Annotated in this window: 7 protein-coding genes; 2 read left to right on the forward strand and 5 right to left on the reverse strand. The window is 67.8% G+C overall.

The genetic code is table 11. From position 1 onward, the window contains the following. Positions 1-85: 85 nt before the first annotated feature. From G6048_RS31520 to G6048_RS31540, 5 genes are all read right to left on the reverse strand, one after another. Complete coding sequence (locus G6048_RS31520; RefSeq protein ID WP_165343004.1) at positions 86-286, reverse strand: hypothetical protein; 201 nt, start codon at positions 284-286, stop codon at positions 86-88. A 407-nt stretch (positions 287-693) separates the two neighbouring features. Then, a complete protein-coding gene (locus tag G6048_RS31525; RefSeq protein WP_165343005.1) occupies positions 694-2,442 on the reverse strand; it encodes a glycoside hydrolase family 13 protein in 1,749 nt (582 codons plus the stop codon). A gap of 242 nt (positions 2,443-2,684) precedes the next feature. After that, positions 2,685-3,593 (reverse strand): sugar ABC transporter permease, encoded by a 909-nt coding sequence (locus tag G6048_RS31530; protein WP_165343006.1) that lies wholly within the window; start codon positions 3,591-3,593, stop codon positions 2,685-2,687. A 13-nt stretch (positions 3,594-3,606) separates the two neighbouring features. Beyond that, a complete protein-coding gene (locus tag G6048_RS31535) occupies positions 3,607-4,611 on the reverse strand; it encodes a carbohydrate ABC transporter permease (protein ID WP_165343007.1) in 1,005 nt (334 codons plus the stop codon). A gap of 111 nt (positions 4,612-4,722) precedes the next feature. Then, positions 4,723-5,994: an extracellular solute-binding protein gene (locus G6048_RS31540; RefSeq protein WP_165343008.1), complete on the reverse strand. Its 1,272-nt coding sequence runs from the start codon at positions 5,992-5,994 to the stop codon at positions 4,723-4,725. Positions 5,995-6,386: 392 nt separating this feature from the next. Between G6048_RS31540 and G6048_RS31545 the strand changes: the two genes are divergently transcribed. Then, positions 6,387-7,421: a LacI family DNA-binding transcriptional regulator gene (locus G6048_RS31545; protein ID WP_328827514.1), complete on the forward strand. Its 1,035-nt coding sequence runs from the start codon at positions 6,387-6,389 to the stop codon at positions 7,419-7,421. A 108-nt stretch (positions 7,422-7,529) separates the two neighbouring features. Further along, positions 7,530-8,410: phosphatase PAP2 family protein (locus G6048_RS31550; protein WP_165343010.1), on the forward strand; the 881-nt coding region annotated here is incomplete at its 3' end.

Genomic DNA, 8,410 nt, shown 5'->3' on the forward strand with positions numbered 1-8,410 from the left:
CTCAAGTCACGATATGTGCACTAAATGTAGCGGGCGGTGTCCAGTGAGTGGCTGCGTGTCAGGGGACTTGCGGCCAGTGATGCCGTTACTGGTCGCCTTGGCCTGGAGTCCGGCCGCCCGTTGCTCTGCCGCGGATCTCCAACGCCACCCAGGTGGCCAGGCCTATAGCTGACATCTTCACGGCACCCTCGACCCAGGAGTCGTCCAGGAGCCAGGACCCAAGCGTCCCGCCCAGCGCTGCGCAGAGCACCAACCAGACCGCGATCGCGATCACGCGCCTCCCCATGCCCAGAACGTACCCCAGCGCCGTCCGCCCTCGCCCGTCACGAGTCTTCTCTTCGGTGATCCGCAAGGTGCGCTGCGGTGGAGTCTCAATGGCCGAGTCAAGCCCGCTACGCGGGTTCGACGGCACCAGTCTTCGCCCGGTTGGGCCCGTGAGGGCCGGACGGCCATTCCAGCCGAGCCACGGTCGGCAAGCTGCTTTGAAGCCACATCCGGCCATCCCCGGGCCGGATACCAACCTACGAAGCTGCTTTGGCGCGATGAAGCTGCGCGCACGGCTTCGGAGCCTGTTCCCTCCCAAGCGACTCACCAACAACCGCAAACGGCAGCAGTGCCCGCCGCCCTGAACCGAGCAGCGGGCACTGAACTTCGACCGCAGATGGCTGGTGCGAGAACGGACCTGACGAATACTCAGCCCGTCGTCCACCAAACCGTCGTATCCCCCGGCACCTTCGCCTCTCCCCCGTCCGTGACCGTCACCTCGCCGCTGGTGAGCAGGACTCGGCCGTACGCCGGTACCGTCACCGCGTCGTTCCCGGTGTTCGCCGTGCAGGTGAACCCCCCGCGGCGGAAAGCGAGTACGCCCTCAGGGGCCTTCAGCCACTCGACGCGGTCGCCTGCGCCGAGGTCGGGCTGCTCACGGCGTACGGCGAGTGCGGAGCGGTACAGCTCCAGGGTGGAGCCCTCGGTCCCGGTCTGTGCCTCGATGCTCAGCTCGGCCCAATCGGCGGGCTGCGGCAGCCAGCTGCCGCCGGCGCCGAAGCCGTACGACGATCCCGTACAGGTCCACGGAATCGGCACCCGGCAGCCGTCGCGGAAACCGTCCTGGCCCGCGCCCCGGAAGTACGCGGGATCCTGGCGCACCTCGTCCGACAGGTCGACGACGTCCGGCAGGCCCAGCTCCTCGCCCTGGTAGATGTACGCCGAGCCGGGCAGCGCCAGCATCAGCAGCGTCGCCGCCCGGGCCCGGCGCAGGCCGAGGTCGCGGTCTCCGGCGATACGGATCTGGGTGCCGAGGCCGGCCGGGTTGGCGAACCGGGTCGCGTGCCGGGTGACGTCGTGGTTGGACAGCACCCAGGTGGCCGGGGCGCCCACGGGGCGCATCGCGTCGAGGGTGCGGTCGATGCACGTACGCAGCTCGGCCGCGTCCCAATACGTGCTCAGGTACTGGAAGTTGAAGGCCTGGTGCAGTTCGTCGGAGCGTACGTAGTTGGCGGTGCGCTCGATGGTCGGGGTCCACGCCTCGGCGACGAAGATGCGCCCGCCCGTCTCCCACCACCGCCCTTCCAAGGAAGGCCCTTCGGGCCCTTTCTTATTTCTCGCGTACTCGTCGAGGACCGTGCGCCACTGCCGGTAGATGGCGTGCACGCCGTCCTGGTCGAAGAACGGCATGACATCGTTGCCCAGCAGTTTCACCTGCTCGCGCGTGCCCAGGTCCGGCAGTCCCTCGGCCTTCACCAGTCCGTGGGCGACGTCGATACGGAAGCCGTCGACGCCCATGTCCAGCCAGAACCGCAGGATCGAGCGGAACTCGTCGCCGACGGCCGGATGGTCCCAGTTGAAGTCGGGCTGCTCGGGCGCGAAGAGGTGCAGATACCACTCGCCGGGCGTACCGTCCGGCTCGGTCACCCGCGTCCAGGCGGGCCCGCCGAAGATGGACTCCCAGTCGTTGGGCGGGAGTTCACCGTTCGCGCCCTTGCCGGGGCGGAAGTGGTAACGGTCCCGCAGCGCGGAGCCCGGCCCCTCGGCGAGCGCCCGCTTGAACCACTCATGCTGGTCGGAGGAGTGGTTGGGCACCAGGTCGACGATGATCCTCAGGCCCAGCTCATGGGCGTCGCGGATCAGCGCGTCCGCGTCGAGCAGGTTGCCGAACATGGGGTCGACGGCCCGGTAGTCCGCGACGTCGTAGCCGGCGTCGGCCTGCGGCGAGGCGTAGAAGGGGCTGAGCCACACGGCGTCCACGCCGAGGTCTCGCAGATACGGCAGTCGGGAACGTACGCCCTCCAGGTCGCCCATGCCGTCGCCGTCGCTGTCGGCGAAGCTGCGCGGATAGACCTGGTAGATCACCGCGTCCCGCCACCAGTCGCGGTGTCTGGCGACGGTGGCGAGAGCCGACGTCGAAGCGGGGGCCGGGGCCGGGTCAGTGGAGTGCTGGCTCATGGCGTCCTTGATGCGTAACTGGGGTCGGTTCACTGAGGTCTGTCGATGCGTCTACGGATTCACGGGGCTTCGGATTCACCGTTCTACGGAATTGTGGCGCTTGCAGGTTTTCGGCGGTTTACGGAAGTCCCGGAGTTTTCCGGGTCACGGATGTGAGGCGGCCGCGGTGCCGGCGGGGTCGGATGGGCACCGCGGCCGCCACCCGCGCGGTGTGCGCGCGGGAGTCGTACGGGACGTGACGGTCAGCCTTTTGTGCCGCCCGCCGTGAGCCCGGTCACCAGGTTCTTCTGCACAAGGTAGAAGAACGCGGAGACCGGCACCGCGATCAGCACAGCCGTCGCGGCCATGTAATGCCGCTGCGCGTCATGCTCGCTGATGAAGCTCTGCAGCCCGACCGCGAACGTGTACTTCGTGTCGGACAGCATGAACGTCGAGGCGAACGCGACCTCGCCGAACGCGGTGATGAAGCTGTAGAACGCGGCGACCGCCAGGCCCGGTTTGGCCAGTGGCAGGATCAGCCGCGCGAACGTGCCGAAGGGGGTCAGCCCGTCGACGCGCCCGGCCTCGTCGATCTCGAACGGGATCGTGTCGAAGTAGCCCTTGAGCAGCCAGGCGCAGTACGGCACGGCCGTCGAGCAGTAGACGAGGACCAGGCCAAGGTAGCTGTCGATCAGCTGGAGTTCCGACAGAATCTGGTACATGGGCACGATCAGTACGGCGATCGGGAACATCTGGGTCACCAGCAGCACCCACATGAACTTCTTGTAGCCCGGGAAGCGCATCCGCGAGACCGCGTAACCGGTCGTCGAGGCGACCAGTACGCCGATGAGCGTCGCACCGAGCGAGACGATCAGCGTGCTCGTCAGCCAGTCGAAGAACTTTGTCTCCTGGAGCACGAAGACGTAGTTGTCGAAGGTCATCTTCCCGAAGATGCGCCCGGGGTGGAGGTAGTCGTCCTTGTCCGGGCCGAGGGACAGGAAGACCAGCCAGGCGATCGGGAACAGCGCGATCAGGCTCGCGACGATCAGGATGCCGTGGGAGGCGAGGGACGCGCCGAGGCCGCGATCACCGCGGCGGCGGACCTTGCGCGGCCGGACCGCGTCCGGGGCCTGATCCGCAGCGGAGGTGGTCGGAAGGGTCGAGGTGCTCATGGGGACTCCTGCCTCAGATCGCGAGCTGCGGATCGTTGCGGTTCAGCCAGCGGCGGTAGACGGAGGTGAAGACGATCAGGATGGAGAGGAGCAGGATGCCGTACGCCGCCGACTGCGCGTAGTCGCGCGGCTGCTGGCCGAAGCCCAGGTAGTACGCCCAGGTCACGAGGATGTCGACGTCGGGGGCAGTGTTGCCGAACAGCAGGAAGATGATGGCGAACTGGTTGAAGGTCCAGATGACGCCGAGGAGTACGACGGTGGAGCTGACTGACCTCAGGCCCGGCAGCGTGACGTACCGGAACCGCTGCCAGGCCGTCGCGCCGTCCATCTCAGCGGCCTCGTACAACGTCGAGTCGATGGACTGCAGCCCGCCGAGCAGCGAGACCATCATGAACGGCACCCCGCACCAGGTGTTGACCATGATCGCGGCGAACCGCTGCCAGAAGGTGTCCTCCAGCCACAGCGGGGTCGGCAGGTGGAGCGCGTCGAGGGCGGAGTTGATGACGCCGCTGTCGGCGAGCATGAAGCGCCAGCCGAAGACGGTGACGAAGGTGGGCACGGCCCATGGCAGGACCAGGATGAGCCGGTAGAAGGTGCGCCCGCGCAGCTTCTGGTTGAGGAGCAGCGCGAGGCCGAGGCCGATGGAGTAGTGCAGGACGACGCAGGCGGCCGTCCAGGAGACCGTCCAGATGAAGTGCGACCAGAAGCGGTCGTACGCGGTCTCGCCCCACAGGAGGTCGGCGTAGTTGTCGAGGCCGATGAACTTGTAGGTGGCCTCGATCTCGTTGACGCCGATCGTGCGGGCCGTGTTGAGGCTGTTGGCGTCGGTGAGCGACAGGTAGAGGCCGTACCCCAGGGGGTAGAGCACGAGGACGCCGAGCACGACGACCACGGGCGTGATCATGGCGTACGCGTACCAGTACTTCTGGTAGCTGTGCCTGAGGCGCCTCAGTGGCCCGGGGCGCGGCGCTCGCTCACCGCGGCGCTTGCCGGTCGCGCGGTCGATGGCGACTGTCATGGTCGGCAACCTTCGTGGAGATCTGCGGATCAGGGGTGAGCCGGGTGGCGGCAGGCCGGTGGCCGTCGGGTCCCTCCCCCGAGCTCAGGGGGACCCGACGGCCACGCGGAGTCACTTGCTGAAGTCCGGGACCAGCTTGGCGATCGCGGTCTGAGCGCTGCTCAGGCCCTCGTCGAGGGACTTCTTGCCGCCGGCGACCTCGTTGAGTTCGGTGTCGAGCGGGGTCCACAGGGAGCTGTACTCGGGCAGCGCCGGGCGCTTCTGGGCGGCGGGGAGCACGTCCTGGTAGCCGGCGATGCCCGGGTCGGCCTTGACCTCGGCGGTGTAGGCGTCGTCGCGGGTCGGCAGCGTGGAGTTCTTGAGGGCGATCGTCTCCTGGGACTTCGCCGAGGTCATGAACTTCAGGAACTTCAGCGAGGCCTCCTGGTGCGCCTGGTCCGAGCCGGCGTACACGGAGAGGTTGTGGCCGCCGGTCGGGGCGCCCGCCTTGCCGGTGGAGCCGGCCGGGACGGTGGCGATGCCGAGGTTGGCCTTGTCCTTGAAGGCCGAGCCCTTGTAGAAGTTCGTGATCTCCCAGGGGCCCTGGATGATCGAGGCGACCTTGCCGCTGACGAACGCCTCCTGGATATGGGCGTACGCGTCCGCGGTGGTGTCGGCCTTGTGCAGGCCCTTGCCGTCGAAGAGGCTCTCCCAGGTCTCGTACCCCTTGACCGCGGCGGGCGACTTCACGGTGATCTTCTTGGCGTCGGCGTCGACCGTGTCGGCGCCCTCGCCGTAGAGGAACGACTGCGCGTAGTAGGCCTGGGTGGAGCCCCAGTAGCCGTCGACGCCGGTCTTGTCCTTGATGGTGGCGGCGGCCTTCTTCAGGTCGTCCCAGGTGGCGGGCGGCTTGCTGATGCCGGCCTGCTTGAAGAGGCCCTTGTTGTAGACCAGCGCGAGCGTGTCGGTGACCAGGGGGACGCCGTACGTCTTGCCGTCGTACTTGGCCTGCTCGATCAGGCTGGACTGGAACTTGTCCTGGTCCGCGAGGGCCTCGGTGCCGTCCAGCGGCAGGAAGAAGCCCTTCTTGGCGAAGGCGGGGGTCCAGCCGACCTCGGAGCGCAGGACGTCCGGGGCGCCCTTGGCGCCGGCGGCGGTGTCGAACTTGTTCTGCGCCTGGTCGAAGGGCACGTTGACGTAGTTGACCTTGATGTCAGGGTTGGCCTTCTCGAATTCCTTGACCAGGGCCTTGTACGTGGGTGCCTCATTGGTGGCGTTGGAGGTGTCCCACCAGGTGATGGTGACCGGACCGCCGGCGTTGTCGCCGCTGTCGCTTCCGCCGCAGGCCGTCGCCGTGAGGGCGAGGGACGCCACCAGCGCGGTGGCCGCTATGCCACGCCGCATGAGTTCTCCTTGAGGGTGAAAGCCCGTGTGGTGTTGAGAGCGGCCCCGTCCGCCGCTCGCCGCCGACTCGCGGACCGCGTCGCTGCCGCCGCCGGGCGACGCTGAACGTAACAGCGCTGCAAGAGTCGCGAAAGAGCTTGCAGCAAAAAAGTGCAAGTGATCTACGAAGTTATCCGGGCGTGACCCCGGAGCGACCATCGTGAGACGCTGATTACGGACGTAGATACGGACGTAGGCCAGCCAGTACTGCTTATGCAAGACTCTGCAAGCCCTTGCCGCCACTCTCACCAGGGAGCGCGATGACCCAGCAGCCCGGACCGGGCCGGTCACCAGGTCGCCCACCACGCCGGACCGGTGTGCACGGCGATAACCGGCCGGTACAGTCCAGCCCTGTGACCACACGGCTTGCCGACATCGCAGTCCAGGCGGGGGTGAGCGAAGCGACCGTCAGCCGCGTCCTGAACGGGAAGCCGGGCGTCGCCGCCACCACCCGCCAGTCCGTACTCGCCGCACTGGACGTCCTCGGCTACGAACGCCCCGTACGCCTGCGGCAGCGCAGCGAGGGCCTGGTCGGCCTGATCACGCCGGAGCTGGAGAACCCGATATTCCCGGCACTGGCCCAGGTCATCGGCCAGGCCCTGACCCGGCAGGGCTACACCCCCGTCCTCGCGACCCAGACTCCGGGCGGCTCCACCGAGGACGAGCTGACGGAAATGCTCGTCGACCGTGGTGTCGCCGGCATCATCTTCGTCTCGGGGCTGCACGCCGACACCTCCGCGGACATGCAGCGCTACGAGCGGCTGCGCGGCCAGGGCGTCCCCTACGTCCTCGTGGACGGGTTCTCGCCGAAGGTCCAGGCCCCGTTCATCTCGCCGGACGACCGCGCGGCGATGACCCTCGCCGTCACCCATCTCGTCTCGCTGGGTCACACGAACATCGGGCTCGCTCTGGGCCCGAAGCGGTTCGTGCCCGTACAGCGGAAGATCGAGGGCTTCGTGCGGACGATGCAGGACCTGCTGGGCCTGAGTACGGACGACGTCGAGCGGCGGCTGGTGCAGCACTCCCTCTACACGCTGGAGGGCGGCCAGGCCGCCGCCACCGCTCTGATCGACCGCGGGTGCACGGCCGTCGTCTGCGCCAGCGACATGATGGCGCTCGGTGCGATCCGTGCGGCGCGGCAGCGTGGCCTGGAGGTTCCGCGGGACGTCTCGGTGGTCGGCTTCGACGACTCCCCGCTCATCGCGTTCACCGACCCGCCGCTCACCACGATCCGCAAGCCGGTGCCCGCCATGGGCCAGGCCGCCGTGCGGACGTTGCTGGAGGAGATCGGGGGAACACCGGCTCCCCACAGTGAGTTCGTGTTCATGCCGGAGCTGGTGGTACGGGGGTCGACCGCTTCGTCCCCTGGGGAAAGAAATCGTCCCTAGGCAGTAGAAAACGCCGCGTTCCTACGTCCCTCAGGCGTAGAACGTGCGGCCAGGACTCAACCGACGGATGATCGGTGGGGGACAGATTCTCTGGCAGACTCTTCACCCATGGGCGAGACGACGGTGACGACTCTGGAAGGCCAGCAGGCCGGTCCGACGCCCGTCGCGGACGAGGTGGACGGCCGCCGCCGCGCGGGCCAGGACTTCGTGCGCCGACTGCGCAGGCCCCGTCGCCCCCGCCTCTGGTTCGAGATCCTTCTGATCGCGGTGAGTTACTGGACGTATTCGCTCATCCGCAACGCCGTTCCCGAGCAGAAGGCCGAGGCGCTGCGCAACGCCGGCTGGATCTGGAAGGTGGAGCACCACCTAGGGATCGCCGTCGAGGAGAGCGTCAACCACGCCGTGAACTCGGTGGCTTGGCTCATCGTCGGCATGAACTACTACTACGCGACACTGCACTTCATCGTCACGCTCGGTGTCCTAGTATGGCTTTTCCGTAGCCATCCCGGCCGTTACGCGGCGACCCGCATGGTGCTGTTCGCGACCACGGGTGTGGCCCTCGTCGGCTACTACCTGTATCCGCTCGCGCCGCCGCGCCTGATGAACGGCAGCGACTTCATCGACACGGTCGTCGTCCACCAGACCTGGGGCTCCATGGCGTCCGGCGACCTGAAGAACATGTCGAACCAGTACGCCGCGATGCCCTCCATGCACATCGGCTGGTCCGTCTGGTCCGGCCTGACGATCTTCGCCCTCGCGTCAGTCCCCTGGGTCCGGGTCCTCGGCCTCCTCTACCCCACGGCCACGCTGATCGTCATCGTCGCCACGGCCAACCACTTCTGGCTGGACGCGGTGGGGGGTGTGCTGTGCCTGGGGTTCGGCTTCGCGGTGGCGTGGGTCTGGTACGGGGCACTGCCGTACGGGTTGCCGCGACTGGTACCGGCGCCGCCGGGCGGGCGGGAGAGGGTTTCGCCCCCGCCTCCCCTACC

It is taken from the genome of Streptomyces ureilyticus (genome assembly GCF_011045025.1).
GTDB classification, from domain to species: Bacteria; Actinomycetota; Actinomycetes; order Streptomycetales; family Streptomycetaceae; genus Streptomyces; species Streptomyces ureilyticus.

Bases quoted from the DNA above. Each gene is read 5' to 3' on its own strand.
- G6048_RS31525 (WP_165343005.1), bottom strand. From the start codon at position 2,442: ATGAGCCAGCACTCCACTGACCCGGCCCCGGCCCCCGCTTCGACGTCG.
- G6048_RS31535 (WP_165343007.1), bottom strand. From the start codon at position 4,611: ATGACAGTCGCCATCGACCGCGCGACCGGCAAGCGCCGCGGTGAGCGA.
- G6048_RS31520 (WP_165343004.1), bottom strand. From the start codon at position 286: ATGGGGAGGCGCGTGATCGCGATCGCGGTCTGGTTGGTGCTCTGCGCA.
- G6048_RS31530 (WP_165343006.1), bottom strand. From the start codon at position 3,593: ATGAGCACCTCGACCCTTCCGACCACCTCCGCTGCGGATCAGGCCCCG.
- G6048_RS31540 (WP_165343008.1), bottom strand. From the start codon at position 5,994: ATGCGGCGTGGCATAGCGGCCACCGCGCTGGTGGCGTCCCTCGCCCTC.